Here is a 20452-nt window from a genome sequence, read left to right as displayed (position 1 = left end):
GTTCCCCATGCCCACTGCCCGACTGCTCATCGGTCCGCTACTCCGGCGGGTCGTCGGCACCCGGGCGACCGTGTGGGTCGAGACCACGGCCCCCGCGACGGTCACCGTCCGCACGGCGGGCGGCGCCGCCGGCACGGCCGACACCTTCTCCGCGTACGAGCACCACTACGCGTTGGTGGTCGTGGAGGGGCTCACCCCGGACAGCGCCACCACCTACGAGGTGCTGATCGACGACGTGGTGGCCTGGCCGGCGCCGGAGAGCCGCTTCCCGCCCAGCGTGATCCGCACCCGCGCGGAGGACGACCGGGACCAGCCGGTGCGGCTGCTCTTCGGGTCCTGCCGGGAGACCACCCAGCACGCCACCACCCGTAAGCTCCCGCCGGACGCGCTGGACGCGTACACCCGGCGGGTGCTGGACGACCCCGATCCGGCGGCCCTGCCCGACCTGGTGGTGCTCCTCGGCGACCAGGTCTACGCCGACGAGACCTCGCCCACCATCAAGCGGCTGCTGCGGCGTCGGCGTCGGCGTCCCAAGGACGCCCCCAGCGACCAGGTGGTCAGCTTCGACGAGTACACCAAGCTCTATCTGGAGTCGTGGAGCGACCCGGAGATCCGCTGGCTCTTCTCCACCGTGCCGAGCGTGATGATCTTCGACGACCACGAGATCATCGACGACTGGAACACCTCGGCGTCCTGGCGGGCGGACATGCGCGAGCAGCCCTGGTGGGCCGAGCGGATCACCAGCGGACTGGCGTCGTACTGGGTCTACCAGCACCTGGGCAACCTGTCCCCGGACGAGATCGACGCCGACCCGGTCTACGCCAAGGTCCGCGCGTCCGAGGACGCCACCGAGGTGCTACGCGAGTTCGGCGCGCGGGTCGACACCGAGGCCGACCTGTCGCACGACACCGAGCGCTGGAGCGCCGTGCAGTACCAGTGGAGCTACGCGCTCGACCTGGGCCGGACCCGGCTGGTGATGCTGGACAGCCGGTGCAGCCGGGTGCTGGTGCCCGGCCGCCGGACGATGCTGCCGGCCGCCGAGTGGGCCTGGTTCGTCGACCAGGCGCACGGCAGCTACGACCACCTGGTCGTCGGCACCTCGCTGCCCTGGCTGCTGCCGCCCGGCATCCACCACGTCGAGGCGTGGAACGAGAAGCTGGCCGACTCGTCCCGCCCGTGGGTCGCCGGGCTGGCCGAGAAGTTGCGCCGCGCGCTCGACCTGGAGCACTGGGGCGCGTTCCGGCGCTCCTTCGAGGGCCTCGCCGAGCTGTTCGCCCGCCTCGGCACCGGCACACCGAGCGGGCCCGACGAGCGCAAGGGCGCCGGGCCGGCGTACCCGCCTCCGGCGTCGATCAGCGTCCTCTCCGGCGACGTGCACCACTCGTACGTGGCCCGGGTCCGGTTCGCCGACCCGGACGTCCGCACGCCCGTCCACCAGCTCACCTGCTCGCCGATCCACAACCAGGTGCCGGCCGGGATGCGACCGGTGATGCGGATGGGCTGGGCACGCGGTCCGGCCGGAGCGGCCCGCGCCCTGGCCCGTACGGCCGGGGTACGCCGCTCCTTCATCAAGTGGCGCAAGCTGGCCGGGCCGTACTTCGGCAACGCGGTGTCGACGCTGACCAACGCCGGCCGTGGGTCGGAAGTGGTGATCGAGGGCACCAGCAGCGACGGCACCCTGCGCGAGGTGGCTCGGCAGCGGCTCACCCCGTGAAAGGAAGGGCCCCCTGTTAACGCCTGCGGTAGAGAAAGGGCCCCCTCTTAACAACGGGTCACGGCGCGGCACAGTGCGGGAAGGCGGACGGCGTCACCGGCGAGTGACCACCGAACCGGCTCAGGCCGCCAACGCCGCTCGCAGGTAGCGCAGGTCCGCCGGGCCGCTCCAGCGGTGCGCCGACAGTCCCGCCACCCGGGCGCCGCTGATCGCCCGGTCCTCGTCGTCGACGAAGAGCACCCGGCCGGGCGCGGTCTCCAGGGCCTCGCAGGCGGCCTGGAAGTACTCGCGGGCGGGCTTGTGCACCCCGACCACCGAGGAGTTGACCACCACGTCCAGCTCGCCGACGAGCCCCAACGTCGCCAGGTCCTCGTCGAGCAGGTCGGTGGCGTTGGTGGCGAGCCCGACGCGGATGCCCCGGCCCCGCATCTCGCGGACGAAGTCGAGCACCGCCGGCTCGACCTCGCCCCGGTAGCGCTGCCACTGCTCGACGGCGGCCCGGGCCCGCTGCGGGCCACCGGCCGAGTCGGCCAGCGCTTCGGACACGCTCGACACCCACTCGGCGTGGCCGACCCGGCCGGTCAGCACCGGTTGCAGCAGCTCCCAGTGCTCGGCGATCTCGCCGAGCACCCCCTCGGTGAGGCCGTACTCACGCTCCACCCCGGCGGCCACCGCCGGATCGAAGCGCCGCAGTACGCCGTCGAAGTCCAGTAGGAGCGCCGTCGCGCGTTCCCGAGCCACTACCCGTTCTCCTCGCCGCGGCCGTGCCGCTCGTCGTCGGTGTCGGCCCGGTTGAGCCGCTGACTGATCACCTGGGTGACCCCGCCACGCATGGTCACGCCGTACAACGCGTCGGCGATCTCCATGGTCCGTTTCTGGTGCGTGATGACGATGAGCTGGCTCTTCTCCCGCAACTGGGCCATCAGCGTGATCAGCCGACCCAGGTTGACGTCGTCCAGCGCCGCCTCGACCTCGTCCATGATGTAGAACGGGCTGGGCCGGGCGCGGAAGATCGCCACCAGCATCGCCACCGCGGTCAGCGACCGCTCGCCGCCGGAGAGCAGCGAGAGCCGCTTGATCTTCTTACCGGGCGGGCGGGCCTCGACCTCCACGCCGGTGGTCAGCATGTCGTCCGGCTCGGTGAGGATCAGCCGGCCCTCACCACCGGGGAACAGCACCTCGAAGACCTGCTCGAACTCGCGCGCGGTGTCGGCGAAGGCGCTGGCGAAGACCTCCAGGATGCGGTCGTCCACGTCCTTGACCACGGTGAGCAGGTCACGCCGGGTCGCCTTGAGGTCCTCCAGTTGCTCGGAGAGGAACTTGAACCGCTCCTCCAGCGCGGCGAACTCCTCCAGCGCGAGCGGGTTGACCTTGCCGAGCAGGGTCAGTTCCCGCTCCGCCTTGGCGGCGCGCTTCTCCTGCACCGGTCGCTCGTACCGCACCGGCTCGGGCACCGGCAGGCCGTCCCGTTCGGCGGCGGCCACCTCGGCCTCGGTCGGCGGCACCGGCTGGCCCGGGCCGTACTCGGCGATCAGCGTCTCCACGGTCAGGCCGAAGTCCTCGGCCGCCTTGGCCTCCAACTGCTCGATGCGCAGCCGCTGCTCGGCCCGCGCCACCTCGTCCCGGTGCACCTGGCTGGTCAGCCGGTCCAGTTCACCGCCGAGCCGTTTCGCGGCGGCCCGCACCTCCTGGAGTTCCGCCTCGCGGGTGGCCCGTTCCCGCGCCACCGCGTCGCGGTGCTCCTCGGCCCGGGCGATGCTGGTGGTCAGCCGGGTCAGTGCCGCCCGGGCGCCGCCGGCCACCGCCCGGGCGATGCCCGCGCCCCGGGTACGCGCGGCCCGCCGCGCCGCCGCCCGCTCCCGCGCGGACCGTTCGGCGGCGGCCTGCCGGCGCAGCGAGTCGGCCCGCCCGGCGATGGAAGCCACCCGCTCCTCGGCGGTACGCACCGCGAGCCGGACCTCCATCTCGTTCTGCCGGGCCTGCGGCACCATCGCGGCGAGCTGGTCACGTTCCTCGGTGGACGGTTCGGCGTCGATCGGGGTCGCCTCGGCCAGCCGCAGCCGCTCCTCCAGCTCGGCCAGGGCGGTCAGGTCCCGTTCCCGGGCCGCCTCGGCACGCGACCGGGACTCGCCGAGCCGGTCGGTCTCCGCCTTCGCCGACCGGGCGGCGGCGCCCAGTTCGGCCAGGCGGCGGGCGGCGGCGTTGCGGTGGCTCTCCGCCTCCCGCTTGGCGGCGGCGGCGTGCTGCACCACCTCCTTGGCGGCGGCCACCTCGGCCCGCGCCTGCACGAGTTGCTCGCGCAGGTCGGCACTGCTCCGTTCGGCGGTGAGCCGGTTGGCCCGGGCCTCCTCGACCGCCGCCTGCACCTCGATGTAGCTGGGGGCCTTCGCCGAGCCACCGGCCGCCGCGTACGCCCCGACGACGTCGCCCTCCCGGGTGACCGCGCGCAGCTCGGGGTTGACGGTGACCACCTCGGCCGCGGCGGACAGATCGTCGACCAGCACCACGTCGCGTAGCGCCCGGTGCACCGCCGGACGGATCTGGGCGTCGCAGTCCACCAGGTCGGGAGCCCAGTGCGCACGGTCGGGCAGCTTGGGACGCAGCGCGTCGGCCGAACCGGACATCCCCGGCCCGGCCGGGCTGCCGACGAGCAGGCCGGCCCGCCCGGCGTCGGAGATCTTCAGCAGGCGCATCGCCTCGACCGCCTCGTCCACCCCGCTGACCGCGACCGCGTCGGCGAGCCCGCCGAGCGCGGCGGCCAGCGCGGCCTCGTGGCCGGGGGCGACCGTGAGCAGGCCGGCGAGACCGCCCAGCAGACCGGGCACCTGGTCGGCGCGGGCCAGCAGCGCGCCGGCGCCGTCCTTGCGACGCAGGCCCAGGGCGAGCGCCTCCTCCCGCGCCTTCCAGGTGGCGGCGTCCTTCTCCGCCGCCCGCTCGGCGTCGGTGAGCGACCGGACGGTGGCCTGTGCCTTCTCCTGGGCGCCGACCGCCTCGGCGTGCCGGGTGTCCAGGTCGGCGTTGTCGCGGTCCGCCTCGGTGGACTGCTCGGCGACCGCGTCCAGGTCGGCCTGCGCCCGCTCGGCACGGGCCAACGCGTCGGTGTGCGCGGCGGCGAGTCGTTCGATCTCCTCACCGGCGCTGGTGGTCCGGGCGCGGGCGGAGTTCACCTGCCCGGTGAGCCGGGCCAGCCCCTCCCGCCGGTCGGCGATCGCCTTCGCCGCGGCGACCAGTTCCCGCTCCGCCGCGGCGAGCTGGCGTTCCAGCTCCTGGCGGTGCTCGACCGCCTCGGCGAGCCGGATCTGGTCGTCGGTGAGCGCCGCGCGCAGCTCCTCCTCCTGCTCGCGGACCCGCTCGGCCTCGGCCTCCAACTGCTCCGGGTCGCGGCCGGGACGCTCGTCGTCGGGGGTCGCGCTGAGGTGCCGCAGCCGTTCCAGCGCGAGTTGCTCGATCGAGCGGAACCGCTCCTGGAGGGCGGAGAGCTTGTACCAGGTGTCCTGCGCGGCGGCCAGCAGCGGCGCGTCGGAGGCCAGCGCCTCCTCCAACTCGCCGAGGCGGAACTGCACCTCGGCGTGCTCGGCCTCCACCTGCTCGCGTCGCTGGCGCAGCGCCGTCTCGTCGGCGATCTCCTTGTTCAACGTGGTGCGCAGGGTGGCCAGGTCGTCGGCGAGCAGCCGCAGCCGCGCGTCCCGCAGGTTGGCCTGGATCACGGCGGCCCGGCGGGCCACCTCGGCCTGCCGGCCGAGCGGCTTGAGCTGGCGGCGCAGTTCGGCGGTGAGGTCGGTGAGCCGATTGAGGTTGGTCTGCATCGCGTCGAGCTTGCGCAGCGCCTTTTCCTTGCGCTTGCGATGCTTGAGGACGCCGGCCGCCTCCTCGATGAACGCCCGCCGGTCCTCCGGCTTGGCGTGCAGCATGCCGTCGAGCCGGCCCTGGCCGACGATGATGTGCATCTCCCGGCCGATGCCGGAGTCGGAGAGCAGCTCCTGGATGTCGAGCAGCCGGCAGGAGTCGCCGTTGATCTCGTACTCGCTCTCGCCGGAGCGGAACATCCGGCGGGTGATGGAGACCTCGGTGTACTCGATCGGCAGGGCGCCGTCGGTGTTGTCGATGGTCAGCGTCACCTCGGCCCGGCCGAGCGGGGCCCGACCGGCGGTGCCGGCGAAGATGACGTCCTCCATCTTGCCGCCCCGCAGGGCCTTCGCGCCCTGTTCACCGAGCACCCAGGCGATGGCGTCGACGACGTTGGACTTGCCGGAGCCGTTGGGGCCCACCACGCAGGTGATCCCCGGCTCCAGCTTCAGCGTCGTCGCGGAGGCGAAGGATTTGAAGCCCTTCACCGTCAGGCTCTTGAGATGCACGTCCCGATCCTCGTCCGGTGGCCGCCGTACCGTCGCCCGGCTGCGCGGACCCTGGTAAACCCGCAGAGTAACCCGGCAGCGGGTGGCCCACCCCACGCGACCCGCCTCTGCCGGCGTCCGGGGCCGGGCAGAGATGCGCGCCGGCACACATCGTGTCGGCGCGCTGCTGTGCGGTGGTGCTATTCGGTTGTGGCGACCAGGTGGGTCAGGTCAGTGCCGGCTCGGCCAGACGGAGCAGATCGTCCGCCTCCGCCGCGGCCGCCGCGAGCCGATCGTTCTCGGCACGCAGACGGGTGACCTCGAACTCCAGTGACTGAACCCTGGAACGCAGTCGGGTGACCTCGTCGAGCAGGCGCCGGTCGGGCGCCGCACCTACGTGGCCATAGAGGGCCTTCGCCATTTTGACTCCTTGATATGCGCTGCCGGAGAGGCCGGCCAACGCGCGCCCTGGTGTACGCGACTACCACTCCCACGAATTCTGGGCATGGCCGGGCGCGACTGGCGACACATACATATTGAGCCGGGAGCCCCTGATTCGTCAAGTTCTCGCAGGCCGTAGATCATCTCGACGTCGGCCCGACCGGTCACCGGCGGCTGCCACGAGGCGCGGACACGCTCTGTCCGGACGCCTCGACTCTACGCGCCGGTTCGGTCGATTACCTCACCCGGATGTACAGGGTCCCCTTAACTCTTCCTTAGCCGGATTGCTGCCCCCAGGGGCGACACGTAGCGTCACCTCGGCCCGTACCCGACCCGTGGAGGCGACAGGCGTGCACGGCTGGAACAACCCGCGCGACCCGGAGGGCGACCCTCGTCGACCGGATTCCCCGACCGAGGACCCGGCCTGGTTGACCGACCGTCCCGCACCGAGGTCGGCCTACCTCTTCGGTGACGAACCGGGGAGTTCGACCGACCGGTGGTACGACGACCAGCCGACCGAGCAGTGGCAACCGGACGCCGCGTACTCCGGCCGGTCGGAGGACACCGACCGGCGGTCCGGTCAGCACCACCACGCCGTCGAGCCGGAGACCGGGTACTACGAGCCGACCGGCCGTGGCTGGACGCCGGACGGACCCGGCGGGCGGGACATCCCCGGATGGCCCGCACCGGCCGATCCCGACCGGCCCGCTCGGCACGCCGCACCCGAGGCCGACCACCACGGCGCCGACTGGGACACCCGGCGGTACGACGCTCCGGCCGGGCCCGCGTCGGGCTTCCCGGCCCCGGACCGCTACGACGGGTACGCCCCGACCGCCGGCCACGGCCGGTACGACGCCACCGGTGACCAGGGCAGGTACGGGGCGACGGCCGACCAGGGCCGCTACGACGTGACCGTCGAAGGCCGGTACGGCCCGGTCGGCGACCGGTACGACTCGGCCGTCGAGGGCGGGTACGGGGCGGCTGCCGGCCCGTACGGTGGCACCGCCGACCACGGCCGGTACGGCCCGCCGGCGGAGCAGGGGGGCACCGCCGACCAGCCGGACGAGCCGGCCGCCCCCGACGATCGCGCAGAGCGACGCACGTGGCGGCGCCCGCTGGTGCTGGGCGGTGCCGCCGCAGCGGCCACCCTCGTGGTGAGCATCGGCGTGGCCGCCCTCGCGCTGCCCGGCGACGACAAGCCGACCGACCGCACCGCCGCCGACATCCCCGCCGCCACCGCGCCGGCCCTGGCGGACGAGACGCCGGACCTGGCGCTCGACCCGACCGACTCCCCGAGTCCCAGCCCGAGCCCGAGCGTCTCGCCGAGCAGCGCGTCACCGTCGCCGTCGCCGAGCCGGGCCAGCAGCAGTCCCACTCCGGCGGCGGCGCGCACCACCGCGCCCTCGCGGCAGAACGCCGACCGGCAGGGCAGCCCCAACCGCGCCAGCACGCCCAGCGCCACCCCCTCCTCGGGTGCCACCTCGCAGGCGGCGGAGGTCGTCCGGCTGGTCAACGTCGAGCGGGCCAAGGAGGGCTGCGGCTCGCTCAGCATCGACGACAAGCTGATGACCGCCGCCCAGCGGCACAGCCAGGACCAGGCCGACACGCAGAACATGTCACACACCGGCAGCGACGGCAGCAGTCCCGGGGACCGGATCGACCGGGTCGGCTACACCTGGCGTACCTACGGCGAGAACGTGGCATGGAACCAGCGCACCCCGGCTGCGGTGATGGACGCCTGGATGAACAGCGAGGGTCACCGGGCGAACATCCTCAACTGCGCGTTCACCGAGATCGGCGTCGGGGTGGCCAGCGGCAACGGGCCGTACTGGACGCAGGTCTTCGCCGCCCCACGCTGAGGCCGCGACGCCGGTCCCGGCCGGACTGCGAGTCCTGATCGGGTCTGTCCTCGTTTGACCGGGTGAGGTACGCGTCGGCGTACCTCACCCGGGCGGTCTGACGCCGCCCCGCGACGTGCGGAGACGGCGATGCGGATCGGGGTGGGCCGGACGCGGTGGGTACGCCGGGTGCTACCGGCCGGACTGGCGCTCACGGTGCTCGCCGCCACGGTCGCCTGCCGACCTCCGCGCCCGCCGCCCGGCGCGCCCACGAGCTGGCCGGCGGCCTCGGCGCGCCACTGGCAGTGGCAGTGGCAACTGCACGGCGAGCTGGACCCGGCGGTCCCGGCGAACGTGTTCGTGCTCGACCCGGTCCGCACCACCGCCGCGCAGACCGCCACGCTCCGTGCCCGCGACACCCGACTGGTCTGCCAGGTGTACGTCGGGTCGGTGCACCCCGACGATCCGGACGCCGGCCGGTACCCGGCCGAGGTACGCGGTGCCACGTCCACCGGCACCGACCGCACCTGGCTGGACGTACGCCGGTGGGACGTGCTGCGTCCGGTGCTGGCCGACCGGTTCCGGCTGTGCCGCGGCAAGGGCTTCGGCGCGGTGCTGCTGGCCGACGCCGACGGGTACGCCCAGCGCTCCGGGTTCCCGCTGGACTTCGACCACCAGCTCCGGTTCAACCGTCAGGTGGCGGCGCTGGCCCGCACCCTCGACCTCTCCCCCGGCCTGCTCGATGCTCTGCCGCAGGTCGCCGCGCTCGCGCCCGACCTCGACTTCGCGGTCGACGAGGAGTGCGTACGGCTGGCGCGATGCGAGAAGCTGCTGCCCTTCGTCGACGCCGGCAAGCCGGTCTTCCACGTCGAGTACACCGGCGACACGGCGGACTTCTGCGTCACCAGCGTCGGCTACGGCTTCGCCTCCATCCGCAAGAACCGCGCCCTGGACGCCTGGCGGCTGCCCTGCCCGGCACCGTGAACCGGACCCGCGCACCGACCGGGCCGCGCCGACTCGTGGTCAGCCGCGCAGCGAGCCCCGGGGGCGCGGCTGGCAGCGGGGGCAACTGTACGAGGAGCGGTTCATGAACGCCTCTCGCCGGATCGGCGCACCGCACCGGTGACAGGGCTCCCCCTCCCGGCCGTACGCGTTCAACGACCGGTCGAAGTAGCCGCTCTCGCCGTTGACGTTGACGTAGAGCGCGTCGAAGCTGGTGCCACCTGCGGTGATCGCCTCGGCGAGCACGTCCCGGACGTGGCCGAGCAGTCGCCGGGCGGCCGGACCGGTCAGCGCGTCGGTCGGCCGAACCCCGTGCAGGCCCGCGCGCCACAGTGCCTCGTCGGCATAGATGTTGCCCACGCCGGAGATCAGCGTCTGGTCCAGCAGCGCGCGCTTGACCTCGGTACGCCGTCGCCGCAGCGCGGCCACGAACTCGTCGTCGGAGAACTCCGGGTCCATCGGGTCCCGGGCGATGTGCGCGATCTCGACCGGCAGCCCGGCACCGCCCTCGCTCACCGAGAGCCCGCCGAACGTCCGCTGGTCGACGAAGCGCAGCTCCGGTCCGTCGTCGGTGAACCGGAACCGCACCCGCAGGTGCGCCTCGTCGGGGGTGCCCGCCGGTTGCAGCAACAACTGCCCGGACATCCCGAGATGCCCGATCACGGCGTCGCCGCTGTCCAGCGGGAGCCACAGGTACTTGCCCCGCCGCCGTACGTCGAGCACGGTCCGACCGGCCAGCACGTCGGCGAAGTGGACGCCGCCCGGCTGGTGCCGCCGTACCGCCCGGGGGTGCCGTACCTCGACCACGTCGATCCGGCGGCCGGTGACCCAGCGGGCCAGGCCCTGCCGGACCGTCTCCACCTCGGGCAGCTCAGGCACGGTGCGCCTGGACCTCGCCGACGGTCTCGGCCCGCCCGTCGACGGTCACCGCGTCCTGCTCGGCGGCCGGGTCGGTGATCTCCTCGGTCGGGCTCGGTTCAGCCTCGTCCGGGCTCGACTCCGCCTCGGCGTCGGCGGTCAACATCCGCCAGGCGGACTCGGCCGCCCGCTGCTCGGCTTCCTTCTTGCTGCGCCCGTCGGCGCCGCCGTACCGGTTCCCGGCCACCACCACCCAGGCGGTGAAGGTCTTGAGATGGTCCGGGCCGGTGCCTTCGATCCGGTATTCCGGGACCCCGAGCCCGAGCGCGGCGGTCAACTCCTGGAGGCTCGTCTTCCAGTCCAGCGCGGCACCGCGTCCGGCCGACTCGGCCATCAGCGGGTCGAACAGCCGGTGGATCACGATCGCGGCGGTGTCCAGCCCGTACTGGAGGTAGATCGCACCGAGCAGCGCCTCCAGGGTGTCGGCGAGGATGCTCGCCTTGTCCCGCCCGCCGGTGGTCTCCTCGCCCTTGCCCAGCAGCAGGTACGGGCCGAGGCCTTCCGGGCCCAGGCCACGGGCCACCTCGGCGAGGGCGCGCATGTTCACCACGCTGGCCCGCAACTTGGCCAACTGCCCCTCGGGCAGGTCCGGATGGTTGTGGAAGAGCGCGGTGGTGATCACCACGCCGAGCACCGAGTCGCCGAGGAACTCCAGCCGCTCGTTGGTGGGCAGACCGCCGTTCTCGTATGCGTACGAGCGGTGGGTGAGTGCGCGCTCCAGCAGGTCCGGGTCCAGCGTCACGCCGAAGGCGGCTTCCAGGTGGCCGACGGAGGGCCTCCGCCGCTTGTCGTTGCTCATGATGTGCGTACCTCGGTGTCGGTGGTGCGGTCGGTGCGGTGGCCGGCGAGCAGCGCGGCGACCCGGTCGGTGGCGTCGCGTCGCCAGAGGTGGGCGGCCAGGGCGATGCCGGAGGAGATGTCGTCGGGGCGGGCGGCACCGTGACAGACGACCACCGTCCCACCCACGCCGAGCAGGGCGGCCGCCCGGGGCGCACCCCCGCCGGGCGGCGGTCCGCCGGCCATCGCGTACGCGCCCTCGATGGCCTTGAGCAGCACGTTACCGGTGAACCCGTCGGTGACCACCACATCGGCACGCGTGCCGACGCAGACGTCGTACCCCTCCACCATGCCCACGTAGCGGGCGTCGGCGGGCAGGGTCACGGTGCTGAGCACGGGATCGGTGAGTCGGCGGGCGCGGTCGCCCTTGCCCGCCTCGGTGCCCACCGAGAGCAGGCCCACCCGGGGTGCGACGACACCATGGGCGGCACCGGCGTACGCGGCGCCGAGCACGGCGTGCCGGGCCAGCGTGGCCGGGCTGGGTTCCAGCGAACCGCCGACGTCGAGCAGCACCACCGGTCCGGAGACGGCGGGCAGCACGGCGGCGAGCGCCGGGCGTCGGACCTCGGGCCAGCGGCCCAGCCCGAGTGCGGCGGCGGCCACGGTCGCGCCGGTGGACCCGGCGGAGACCAGCGCGTCGGCCTGGCCGGCGTGCACGGCCGCGACGGCCGCGCGGACGGTGGAGTCGGTGCGCGCGGTGACCAGTTCGTCGGCCATGTCGACGGCGGTCCGCGCGGGTCGAACGGTGACCCGGGCGCGTTCGGCCGGGTCGAGGGCATGGATCAGCGCGCCGGCCACCTCGGTCGGGCCGACGAGCAGCAGATGCAGGTGGGGGTCGGCGCGCACCGCCCGCAGAGCGCCGTCCACCACGACGGCGGGAGCGTCGTCCCCGCCGAGGAGGTCAACGGCGATCCGTGCGGTGCCCGGCTCCGTCGCGACGCCGGCCGGTGAGAGCCGGCCGGCGTCGGCGGGAGTGCCGGGCGATCGCCGGGGTGTGCGCGTCGCCCGACCCGTGGTCGGAGACGTCACTCGGCGTCCGGGTCAGACCTCGAGGACCTGGCGGCCGTTGTAGGTGCCGCAGACGGAGCAGGCGGCGTGCGGCAGCTTGGCGGACTTGCACTGCGGGCAGGCCACGGTCGCGACCGCCGCGGCCTTCCAGTTCGCCCGGCGGGACCGGGTGTTGCTGCGCGACATCTTGCGCTTGGGGACGGCCACGGTTCTTACTCCTCTGTACGGGTCAGTTGCGACAGGCCCGCCCAACGCGGGTCGATCTGCTGGTGGCTGTGATCGGCCGGCAGATCGTCCAGGTGTACCCCACATTCGGGGCACAGGCCCGGGCAGTCCTGGCGGCAGAGCGGGTTGGTCGGCAGTGCGAGCACCACCGCGTCCCGCACCGCCGGTTCCAGGTCGATCAGGTCTCCCTGCATCCGGCCGACCTCGTCATCCTCGGTGGTGACGTCCGTGGTGCTGTTCTCGTACGCGTACAGCTCCTGGATCGTCACCGACACCGAGTCGTTGATCTCGCGCAGGCAGCGACCGCACTCGCCCCGGACCTGACCGCTGACGGTCCCCGAGACGAGCACGCCCTCGGACACCGACTCCATCCGCAGATCGAGGTCGAGGTCCGCGCCCTCCGGCACGCTGATCAACTCCACGCCGAGGTCCGCCGGTGCCGGGACCACCCGTTTGACGGTACGCAACGCACCAGGCCGGCGCGGTAGCTCCCTCGTGTCGAGGACCAGCGGCGACCTGGGGTCGAGTGAAGTGGGTGAGTTCTTGGGCATAGTCAGACTCCGGCCGGTGAGAGGCCGACAAACGAGGTTACCTGCACCGGCGGCCCACCGTCGAACCGGGGCCGGCCTGGGCTACCCCGGCGTCGGCAGGGATGCCAGCGGCGGCACCTGCCGGGACGGACGGCCACCGGGCCGCGTCGGCGGCAGGCTCGGCGGCGGTACGCCCGCACCGGCGGGTACCGACCGTGGGGTCAGAAGGGCAGCGGGCGCTCCGCCTCGTCACCGCCGAAGGTGCCGATCTCACGCAGCGCGTGCATCTTGTCCCGGCCGCGTTCGATGGAGGCCAGCGCCCGGGTGAGGAACTGCTCGAAGTTGGCCAGCGCGGTGTCGACGTAGTCGTCGACCTCCTCGCGCAGGCGCTGCGCCTCGGCACGCGCCTCGGCGATGATCCGGGCGCCCTCGTGCTCGGCGGAGACCGTGATCTCGTTCACCGAGACCAGGCGGGCGTGTTCCGCCTCACCCTCGCTGATGATCCGGTCCGCCTCCCGCTTGCCCGCCTCCATGATCTTGTCCCGCTCCTCCAGCAGGGCGACGGCGCGGCGCAGGTCGGCGGGCAGCTCGGCGCGCAGTTCGTCCAGGGCCGCGATCATCTCGCCCCGATCGACCATGCAGTTGTTGCGCGACATGGGCACGGAGCGCGCCTGCTCCACCATGGCGATCATTTCGTCGATGCGGTCGAGCGGGTCCACCGGTACCTCACTCCTGTCGTTCGTCGGGCCGACCTACATCATGCGGGCTGCGGCCAAGTTCCCGCTTCATCCAATGATGTCGTCCCGACACCCGCGCGACACCCCACCCCTCCCCCGGCGCGTCGCGCCCGGCCCCCTTCGCGGCACCTGCGGCAGGGGTGCCGCCGGACACCGACGGCGGCCGGGGTCGCGGCGCGTACCGCGTCAGGACGGCGGGGTCAGGCGGGCCTTCAGCGCCTCGCGGACCAGGTCGGGGACGTGCGGGCTGACGTCGCCGCCCCACTTGGCCACGTCCTTGACCAGGCTGGAGGAGAGGAAGGAATAGAGCGGGTTGGTCGGCATGAACAACGTCTCGACCCCGGCGAGGCCGATGTTCATCTGGGCCATCTGCAACTCGTAGTCGAAGTCGCTGACCGCCCGGATGCCCTTGATCAACACCGTCGCCTGCTGGGCCCGGCAGAAGTCCACCAGCAGCCCGCGGAACGACTCCACGCGGACGTTGTCGTAGGAGGCGGTCACCTCGCGGAGCATCTCGATCCGCTCCTCGACAGTGAACACGCCCGTTTTCGACTGGTTGATGAGCACACCGACGATCACCTCGTCGAACAGTCGGCTGGCCCGACCGATGATGTCGAGGTGACCGTTGGTGACCGGGTCGAACGAGCCGGGACACACCGCACGTCTCATGATCGGCGACCGTACCAAAGGGTGGTCTCGCCGTACCGGCGACTGCGCAGGCCAGTGACGCCTTCCACCCACTCGACCGGGTTGCCGCGACTGGAGCGCTCGACCACGAGCAAGGCGTCCGGCGCGAGCCAGCCGCCGTCGACCAACCCGGCGAGCATCGCGGTGACGCCGTCGTCCGGCAGCGCGTACGGCGGGTCGGCGAAGACCACGTCGTACGGGTCGCCCTCCGGCCCGCCGGCCAGCACGGTGGCGACCTTGCCGGTGACCAGTCGCGCCGCGGGCCCGGCGCGCAGCACCGCGATGTTCTCCCGGATCACCCGCGCGGCACGCGCGTCGGATTCGACCAGCAACACGTGTGCGGCCCCCCGGGACAGCGCCTCCAGGCCGACCGCGCCCGATCCGGCGTACAGGTCGGCGAAGCGCGCCCCCTCCAGGTCGACCTCCGCCTGCACCGCGCTGAACAACGCCTCGCGGACCCGGTCCGAGGTGGGTCGGGTGCCGGCACCCGGCGGCGCGGCGATCCGCCGGCCACCGAGGCTCCCGGCCACGATCCGGGTCACCCTTCGCTCCTGCTCATGCCCCTGACGCTACGCGAGGACACGATGACCATCGCGACGAGTACGCGGCCCCGGGCGCCCGCCGACTGTCCGATCCGGACGCGAACAGCCCTCGATCCATCACCCGCCGTATATCAATGATCTCGCATTCATAACATCATCCTTAGCCCCCGCTGAGGACTGTCCCGTTCCACACGATCTCGCTAGGGTCTGCCCCGATGCCGGCCACATATCATCGCCGGCCATCGACACGGGTGGCATCTTCCTCCGGCGCGGCAGCCTCCGCCGGCGCCGTCCGTCCACCTGTGCCGACCCCGACGCTTCTTCACCCCGGGAGTACGCGTGATCCGACCCAAGCTGTCGCTCCGGCGACCGCTGGCTGTCCTGGCAGCCGCCCTCATCGGCATGACCGGAGCAGCGGCTGTGGCCACCCCGGCCGCCGCCCACCACACCACCATCACCGCCACCGCCGTCTGCGACCAGCTCAGTGGCGAGCGGGTGATCACGTGGAAGGTGGTCAACAGCGAGCGCAGGACCGCCGCCACCATCAAGAAGGTGACGGCCGAGCCGTCGACGAAGGTCCAGGTGCTCGTGCCGGGCGCCGAGGCCGTCGACCTCCAGGGCGTCGCGATCCCGCGCGGCGGCTTCGTCGAGGCCGTGCAGCGGGTGCCGGGCGACACCGCGACCGCCAAGCTCATCGTCGAGGGCCGCTGGGACAACCGGCGCGAGAAGACCAACGAGGGCAGCATCAACCTGGCCGCCGACGCTGCGTGCGCCCCCGCGCCGAAGTGTGTCGACGCCAGCGACGCCAAGTACAGCCACACGTTCGACGGCCCGAAGGGCACCGCGACCGTGAAGCTGGAGGGCGACCTGCCGCTCTGCGGTGACGCGAAGCAGTACTTCACGCTGGTGTCGTACTTCGCGCCGCGCCCGCAGTTCGCCACCCCGCAGTACGTCTACGGCACGCCGGCCAGCGACTTCCTCGGCGGCACGCAGACCGAGATCGCGTTGAACGTCGGTGTCCCGGACTGCCACACCCAGGTCGACCTGATCTGGGGCGGCGTGGACGAGGTCATCGACCCGCTGGTCGAGAACGGCAAGCGCTACGGCGACAAGAAGCTCGGCGAGAAGGGTGCGCCCGGCAACCGCTCGTCCGGCCCGCAGGGCTGGTACAACGGCGGCAGCAAGAACTGCACCACCCCGGCCTCCACCTTCGCCTCGTCCTGCGACGGCACGGTGGCCGTCTCGCTGAGCAACGACGGCTCGCTCTCCCGGTACGCCGTGGAGTTCGAGGTGCGCGGCGAGAACGGCTGGTCCAAGAAGGTCACCGTCGAGCCGGGCAAGGCCGACAACGAGACCGTGGTGCCCGCCGAGAACGCCGGCAAGATCGAGGTGCTCGTCGACGGCAAGGTGATCGAGGGCGGCACCTACACGTGGCAGCGCCCCGAGGACTGCCCGCTGCCGACCGTCACCACCGACGCCGACTGCGAGACCTTCGCGCTGACCGCCTCGAACCCGGAGGGTGGCGTACCGGTCAAGGTGGAGTTCACCTACGGCGACAAGACCGAGACCCGGACCGTCGCGCCGGGAACCTCGGAGAAGGTCACCTTCAAGGCCGGTGACGAGGAGACCGCGCTGGTCGTCCTGCCCGAGCTCGACCTGGAGCTCGAGGTCGTCTACGCCCCCGAGGACTGCGGCGGTGGCGGTGGCGGCGAGGAGCCCCCGGGCCTGCCGGTGACCGGCGCGGCGGCCGGCGGCATCGCCGCGGGCGCGATCGCCCTGCTGGCGGTCGGCGCGGTGCTGTTCGTGATGGCCCGGCGGCGTCGGATCCACTTCACCGCCTGAGCCGAGCTGAGGGGTCCCTCCCGCGACTGAGGCGGGACCCCGGCAAAGCCTGAGTCCGAGGGCGCGTCGACCACCCGGTCGGCGCGCCCTCGGCGTCGGCGCCCCCTCGGCGTCGGCACCCCCTCGGCGTCGGCACCCCCTCGGCGTCGGCGCCCCCGTCCGGTTTCGGCACACCTCGCGGCCCATGGTCGTGCTCGATCCGGGATCGAGTGCCTTCGCAGACGCACCGAGGCCACTCGATCCCGGATCGAGCGTGATCAACGCGGGCACTCAGCGCAGACACTCAGCGCAGGTGCTCAACGCGGGCACTCGACGCAGGCACTCAGCGCGGGCACTCAGCGCGGGCACTCAGCGCGGGCACTCAGCGCGGGCACTCAGCGCGGGCACTCAGCCCTTTTCGAGGTACTCGGCGCGGTCCGCGTCGACCAGGGCGGCGACCGACGCGGCCAGGGCAGGGTGCCGAGCCAGGTCGGGGTCCTCCTCGACCATCTCGATCGCCTCCGCCCGCGCGTCACGGATCAGGTCCGCGTCGCGCAGCAGAGACAGCAGCCGCAGGTGCGAGCGGCGGCCGGACTGCGTCGCGCCCAGCACGTCGCCCTCCCGCCGCTGCTCCAGGTCGAGCTCGGCGAGCTTGAAACCGTCGGTGGTGGAGGCGACCGCGTCCAACCGCTCCCGAGCGCTGCTGCCCTCGGTCGCCTCGCTGACCAGAAGGCAGAGCCCGGGTGCGCTGCCCCGGCCCACCCGCCCCCGAAGCTGGTGCAACTGGGAGACGCCGAACCGGTCGGCGTCCAGCACCACCATCATCGTCGCGTTGGGCACGTTCACCCCGACCTCGACCACGGTCGTGGCCACCAGGACGTCCAGCTCCCCGTCGGCGAAGGACCGCATCACCGCGTCCTTCTCGTCGGCGGGCAACCGGCCGTGCAGGATGCCGATGCGTACCCCGTGCAGTGGTCCCTCGGCCAGCAGCGGGGCGACCTCGGTCACCGCCAGCGGCGGACGGCGACCGTTGTCGTCCAGCTCCGGCGGCTCCTCGTCGCCGGACTTGGCGTCGGCCTCCCCGATCCGGGGACACACCACGTACGCCTGATGCCCCTTGCCGACCTCCTCGCGCAGCCGACGCCAGGCCCGGTCGAGGAAGGCGGGCTTCTCGGCGGCCGGCACCACGTGCGAGGCGATCGGCGACCGGCCCTGCGGTAGCTGGGACAGCGTGGAGATCTCCAGGTCGCCGTAGACCGTCATGGCCACCGTCCGGGGGATCGGCGTGGCGGTCATCACCAGCACGTGCGGCGGCTGGTCGGCCTTGGCCCGCAGCGCGTCCCGCTGTTCGACGCCGAACCGGTGCTGCTCGTCGACCACCACCAGGCCCAGGTCGGCGAAGTCGACGCCCTCGTAAAGCAGGGCGTGGGTGCCGAGCACGATGCCCGCCGCACCACTGGCCACCTCGGCGAGCGCCCGCCGCCGGGCCGCCGCGCCCAGCGAGCCGGTGACCAGCTCCACCCGGGTGGCCTGCTCGGCGGCACCGAGCTGACCCGCCTGCCCCAGCGGGCCGAGCAGGTCGAGCATGCCCCGGTGGTGCTGGGCGGCGAGCACCTCCGTCGGGGCCAGCAGCGCGGCCTGCCCACCGGCGTCCACCACCTGGAGCATGGCCCGCAGCGCCACCACCGTCTTGCCGGAGCCGACCTCGCCCTGCAACAGGCGGTGCATCGGATGGGCGGTGGCCAGGTCCGCCGCGATCTCCACGCCGACGTCGCGCTGGCCGCCGGTGAGCTCGTACGGCAACCGGGCGTCGAACGCGTCGAGCAGCCCGCCCTGCCGTGCCGGGCGGGCCCGGGCCGGCCAGGCGGCGGCCTGCTGCTTGCGACGGACCAGGGTCAACTGCACGGCGAACGCCTCGTCCCACTTCAACCGGCGCCGGGCGCGGTACAGGTCCTCGCGGCTGGACGGCCGGTGGATCTCGCGCAGGGCGATGTCGAGGCCGATCAGGTTGCGGGTGGCCCGCACGGTGGCGGGCAACGGGTCCTCCGGCGGCTCCACCGTGTCCAGCACCACCCGTACGCAGCGGGCGATCACCCAGGTCGGTACGGCGGCAGCCGCCGGGTAGACCGGGATCAGCGCACCGGCGAACTCCTCCACCTGCTCGTTGGCGGCGGCCTCCCCGTCGGTCTGGTCGCCGAGCAGCACGTACTCGGGTCCGTTGAGCTGCCGCTTGCCACGGAACTCGGTGACCTTGCCGGCGAACATGCCCCACCGGCCGGGGCGCAGCTCCCGCTCCCGCCATGCCTGGTTGCCGAAGAAGGTGAGGGTGAGCGTGCCGCCGGAACCGTCGCCGACGGTCACCTCCAGCAGGTTGCCCCGGCGCTGACGCATCGGGCGTACCGCGGTGCGCTGCACCTGGGCCAGCACGGTGACCTGCTCCCCGACGTCGAGCGCGCGGATGTCGGTGTGCTCGCCGCGCTCGTCGTACCGGCGCGGGAAGTGGTAGAGCAGGTCACCGGCGGTGTGCAGGTCGAGGTGACCGGCGAGCGCCTTGGCGGTCCGGTCACCGACGAGCTTCTTGAGCGGCGTGTCCACGGTGGACGCATCCGAGGTCATTCGACACCTACCAGCAGGGGATAATGCGGCTGTCCGCCCGGATACGTGTGCACCTCCACGAAGGGCCACCGGCCGACGATGTGCGTACGCACCGCCTCGGCCAGCCCGTCCGGCGCGTCCGCGCCGACGAGCAGGGTGACCAGTTCGCCGCCGCCGCCCAGCATCCGGTCGACCAGGGCGACGCTGGTCTGCACCAGATCGGTGCCGATCAGGTGCACCTCCCCCTCGACCAGGGCGAGTACGTCACCGGCACGGCAGGGACCGGCGACGGTGAGCGCGTCCCGGCCGGCCTGGCACACCTCCGCGTGCCGGCAGGCCCCGGCGGCCTCGGCCATCGCGATCACGTCGTCCTCGAAGCGCCGGCCCGGGTCACGGACGGCGAGCGCGGCGAGCGCCTGCACCGGTGACCGGGTGGGCACCACACTGACCTTCACGCCCGACCGGTGTGCCTCCACCGCGACCTGGTTCGCCACCGCCTGCGCCTTCGGGTCGTTGGGCAGCACCACGACCCGAGCCGCCCCGGTCGCGCGGACCGCGTCGAGCAGTTCGCCGGTGGACGGGTTGCCGGGCACCACCACCGCGCCCTCACCGGCCAGCAGCTCGGCGATGCCGGGCCCGGTGACCACCACCACGGCCCCCCGACCGTCGGGCACCGGACCCGGCGCGGCTACCCGGACCGCGTCGGGCGCCGGGACCGGTTCGGAGGCCAGGGTCGCGTCGGGCGCCACGCCGGGGGCCGGGGGCACGCCGGGGGCCGAGGCTGCGCCGGGGGCCGGAGTCGTGCCGGGCGTCGGAGTCGTGCCAGAGGCCGGGGTCGAGGCCGGGGTCGCGCCGGAGGCCGGAGTCGCGCCGGGCGTCGGGGCCGGGGCGAAGGTGTTGTCGAGGGCTGAGGCGGTGTCGGAGGCCGGGGTCGCCTCGGGGGCACGCTGGTCGGCGAAGCGGGTCACCGAGATCTGGTACGGGCGGCCGGCCACCACACCCGCCTCGATCGCCGCCCCGATGTCGTCGACGTGCACGTGCACCTGCCAGGTCCCGCCGGTCGGGCTGCCGTCACCGACCACCACCAGGGAGTCGCCGAGCGCGTCCAACTCGTCGCGCATCTTCCGCACCGCCTCGGGCTCGGCGTCGAGGAGGAACTGCACCTCGTAGGCGTACCCGGCGGACGTGGTCTCCCGCGCGGCGGCCAGTGGCACCGGCCGGGG

At 73.2% G+C, this 20452-nt stretch carries 16 protein-coding genes and 1 pseudogene; 4 read left to right on the top strand and 13 right to left on the bottom strand.

Features of this window, described 5'->3' with window-relative positions:
• Positions 1 to 7 precede the first annotated feature (7 nt).
• Positions 8 to 1714, top strand: coding sequence for an alkaline phosphatase D family protein (locus tag ABT008_RS04755; RefSeq protein ID WP_350693648.1), 1707 nt, complete (start codon positions 8 to 10; stop codon positions 1712 to 1714).
• 120 nt (positions 1715 to 1834) lie between these two features.
• On the opposite strand, the gene ABT008_RS04750 is transcribed toward ABT008_RS04755, so the two are convergent.
• The 3 genes from ABT008_RS04750 to ABT008_RS04740 all read right to left on the bottom strand — a co-directional run bounded on the left by ABT008_RS04750 (position 1835) and on the right by ABT008_RS04740 (position 6469).
• Positions 1835 to 2455: an HAD family hydrolase gene (locus tag ABT008_RS04750; RefSeq protein WP_350693646.1), complete on the bottom strand. Its 621-nt coding sequence runs from the start codon at positions 2453 to 2455 to the stop codon at positions 1835 to 1837.
• Positions 2455 to 6069 carry a chromosome segregation protein SMC gene (smc, locus tag ABT008_RS04745; RefSeq protein ID WP_350693645.1) on the bottom strand — a complete coding sequence of 1205 codons (3615 nt, stop codon included), beginning with the start codon at positions 6067 to 6069 and terminating at the stop codon, positions 2455 to 2457. Before smc ends, ABT008_RS04750 begins: the two co-directional genes overlap by 1 nt.
• A gap of 205 nt (positions 6070 to 6274) precedes the next feature.
• On the bottom strand, positions 6275 to 6469 hold the full coding sequence (locus ABT008_RS04740) for a hypothetical protein (protein WP_092373577.1): 195 nt from the start codon (positions 6467 to 6469) through the stop codon (positions 6275 to 6277).
• A gap of 688 nt (positions 6470 to 7157) precedes the next feature.
• On the opposite strand from ABT008_RS04740, the gene ABT008_RS04735 reads away from it, so the two are divergent.
• Positions 7158 to 8348 (top strand): CAP domain-containing protein, encoded by a 1191-nt coding sequence (locus ABT008_RS04735; RefSeq protein ID WP_502890354.1) that lies wholly within the window; start codon positions 7158 to 7160, stop codon positions 8346 to 8348.
• Positions 8349 to 8477: 129 nt separating this feature from the next.
• Positions 8478 to 9311, top strand: coding sequence for an endo alpha-1,4 polygalactosaminidase (locus tag ABT008_RS04730; protein ID WP_350693642.1), 834 nt, complete (start codon positions 8478 to 8480; stop codon positions 9309 to 9311).
• A 39-nt stretch (positions 9312 to 9350) separates the two neighbouring features.
• On the opposite strand, the gene mutM is transcribed toward ABT008_RS04730, so the two are convergent.
• The 8 genes from mutM to rsmD all read right to left on the bottom strand — a co-directional run bounded on the left by mutM (position 9351) and on the right by rsmD (position 14813).
• The gene (mutM, locus tag ABT008_RS04725) at positions 9351 to 10208 is read right to left on the bottom strand and encodes a bifunctional DNA-formamidopyrimidine glycosylase/DNA-(apurinic or apyrimidinic site) lyase (RefSeq protein ID WP_350693640.1); all 858 of its coding nucleotides are present in this window, start codon (positions 10206 to 10208) and stop codon (positions 9351 to 9353) included.
• Complete coding sequence (gene rnc / locus ABT008_RS04720; protein ID WP_350693639.1) at positions 10201 to 11046, bottom strand: ribonuclease III; 846 nt, start codon at positions 11044 to 11046, stop codon at positions 10201 to 10203. Before rnc ends, mutM begins: the two co-directional genes overlap by 8 nt.
• Positions 11043 to 11996, bottom strand: a complete 954-nt coding sequence (locus tag ABT008_RS04715) for a phosphate acyltransferase PlsX (RefSeq protein ID WP_350694066.1) — start codon at positions 11994 to 11996, stop codon at positions 11043 to 11045. The genes rnc and ABT008_RS04715 overlap by 4 nt, the downstream gene beginning before the upstream one ends.
• A gap of 129 nt (positions 11997 to 12125) precedes the next feature.
• Positions 12126 to 12299, bottom strand: coding sequence for a 50S ribosomal protein L32 (rpmF, locus tag ABT008_RS04710; protein WP_091435485.1), 174 nt, complete (start codon positions 12297 to 12299; stop codon positions 12126 to 12128).
• A gap of 5 nt (positions 12300 to 12304) precedes the next feature.
• Positions 12305 to 12868, bottom strand: a complete 564-nt coding sequence (locus ABT008_RS04705; RefSeq protein ID WP_350693637.1) for a YceD family protein — start codon at positions 12866 to 12868, stop codon at positions 12305 to 12307.
• 200 nt (positions 12869 to 13068) lie between these two features.
• Positions 13069 to 13566, bottom strand: a complete 498-nt coding sequence (locus tag ABT008_RS04700) for an SPFH domain-containing protein (RefSeq protein ID WP_350693635.1) — start codon at positions 13564 to 13566, stop codon at positions 13069 to 13071.
• A gap of 204 nt (positions 13567 to 13770) precedes the next feature.
• Positions 13771 to 14253, bottom strand: coding sequence for a pantetheine-phosphate adenylyltransferase (gene coaD, locus ABT008_RS04695; protein ID WP_350693633.1), 483 nt, complete (start codon positions 14251 to 14253; stop codon positions 13771 to 13773).
• Positions 14250 to 14813, bottom strand: coding sequence for a 16S rRNA (guanine(966)-N(2))-methyltransferase RsmD (rsmD, locus tag ABT008_RS04690; RefSeq protein WP_350693631.1), 564 nt, complete (start codon positions 14811 to 14813; stop codon positions 14250 to 14252). The genes coaD and rsmD overlap by 4 nt, the downstream gene beginning before the upstream one ends.
• 339 nt (positions 14814 to 15152) lie before the next feature.
• On the opposite strand from rsmD, the gene ABT008_RS04685 reads away from it, so the two are divergent.
• Complete coding sequence (locus ABT008_RS04685) at positions 15153 to 16655, top strand: cell wall anchor protein (protein WP_350693630.1); 1503 nt, start codon at positions 15153 to 15155, stop codon at positions 16653 to 16655.
• Between the two features lie 387 nt (positions 16656 to 17042).
• On the opposite strand, the gene recG is transcribed toward ABT008_RS04685, so the two are convergent.
• Both recG and ABT008_RS30450 read right to left on the bottom strand, forming a co-directional pair.
• Positions 17043 to 19250, bottom strand: coding sequence for an ATP-dependent DNA helicase RecG (gene recG, locus ABT008_RS04680; RefSeq protein WP_350693628.1), 2208 nt, complete (start codon positions 19248 to 19250; stop codon positions 17043 to 17045).
• A pseudogene (locus ABT008_RS30450) lies at positions 19247 to 20404 on the bottom strand (fatty acid kinase subunit FakA-related protein); the annotation flags it as partial. The gene recG and the pseudogene ABT008_RS30450, both read right to left, overlap by 4 nt.
• Positions 20405 to 20452 lie beyond the last annotated feature (48 nt).

The organism is Micromonospora sp. NPDC002389 (genome assembly GCF_040296095.1).
Taxonomy (GTDB): domain Bacteria; phylum Actinomycetota; class Actinomycetes; order Mycobacteriales; family Micromonosporaceae; genus Micromonospora.
This window is presented reverse-complemented; position numbering and strand designations above follow the sequence as displayed.

Excerpts from the sequence above, each read along its gene's own strand:
- ABT008_RS04755 (WP_350693648.1), top strand. The coding sequence starts at position 8 with ATGCCCACTGCCCGACTGCTCATCGGTCCGCTACTCCGGCGGGTCGTC.
- ABT008_RS04740 (WP_092373577.1), bottom strand. The coding sequence starts at position 6,469 with ATGGCGAAGGCCCTCTATGGCCACGTAGGTGCGGCGCCCGACCGGCGC.
- ABT008_RS04730 (WP_350693642.1), top strand. The coding sequence starts at position 8,478 with ATGCGGATCGGGGTGGGCCGGACGCGGTGGGTACGCCGGGTGCTACCG.
- rnc (WP_350693639.1), bottom strand. The coding sequence starts at position 11,046 with ATGAGCAACGACAAGCGGCGGAGGCCCTCCGTCGGCCACCTGGAAGCC.
- ABT008_RS04705 (WP_350693637.1), bottom strand. The coding sequence starts at position 12,868 with ATGCCCAAGAACTCACCCACTTCACTCGACCCCAGGTCGCCGCTGGTC.
- coaD (WP_350693633.1), bottom strand. The coding sequence starts at position 14,253 with ATGAGACGTGCGGTGTGTCCCGGCTCGTTCGACCCGGTCACCAACGGT.
- recG (WP_350693628.1), bottom strand. The coding sequence starts at position 19,250 with ATGACCTCGGATGCGTCCACCGTGGACACGCCGCTCAAGAAGCTCGTC.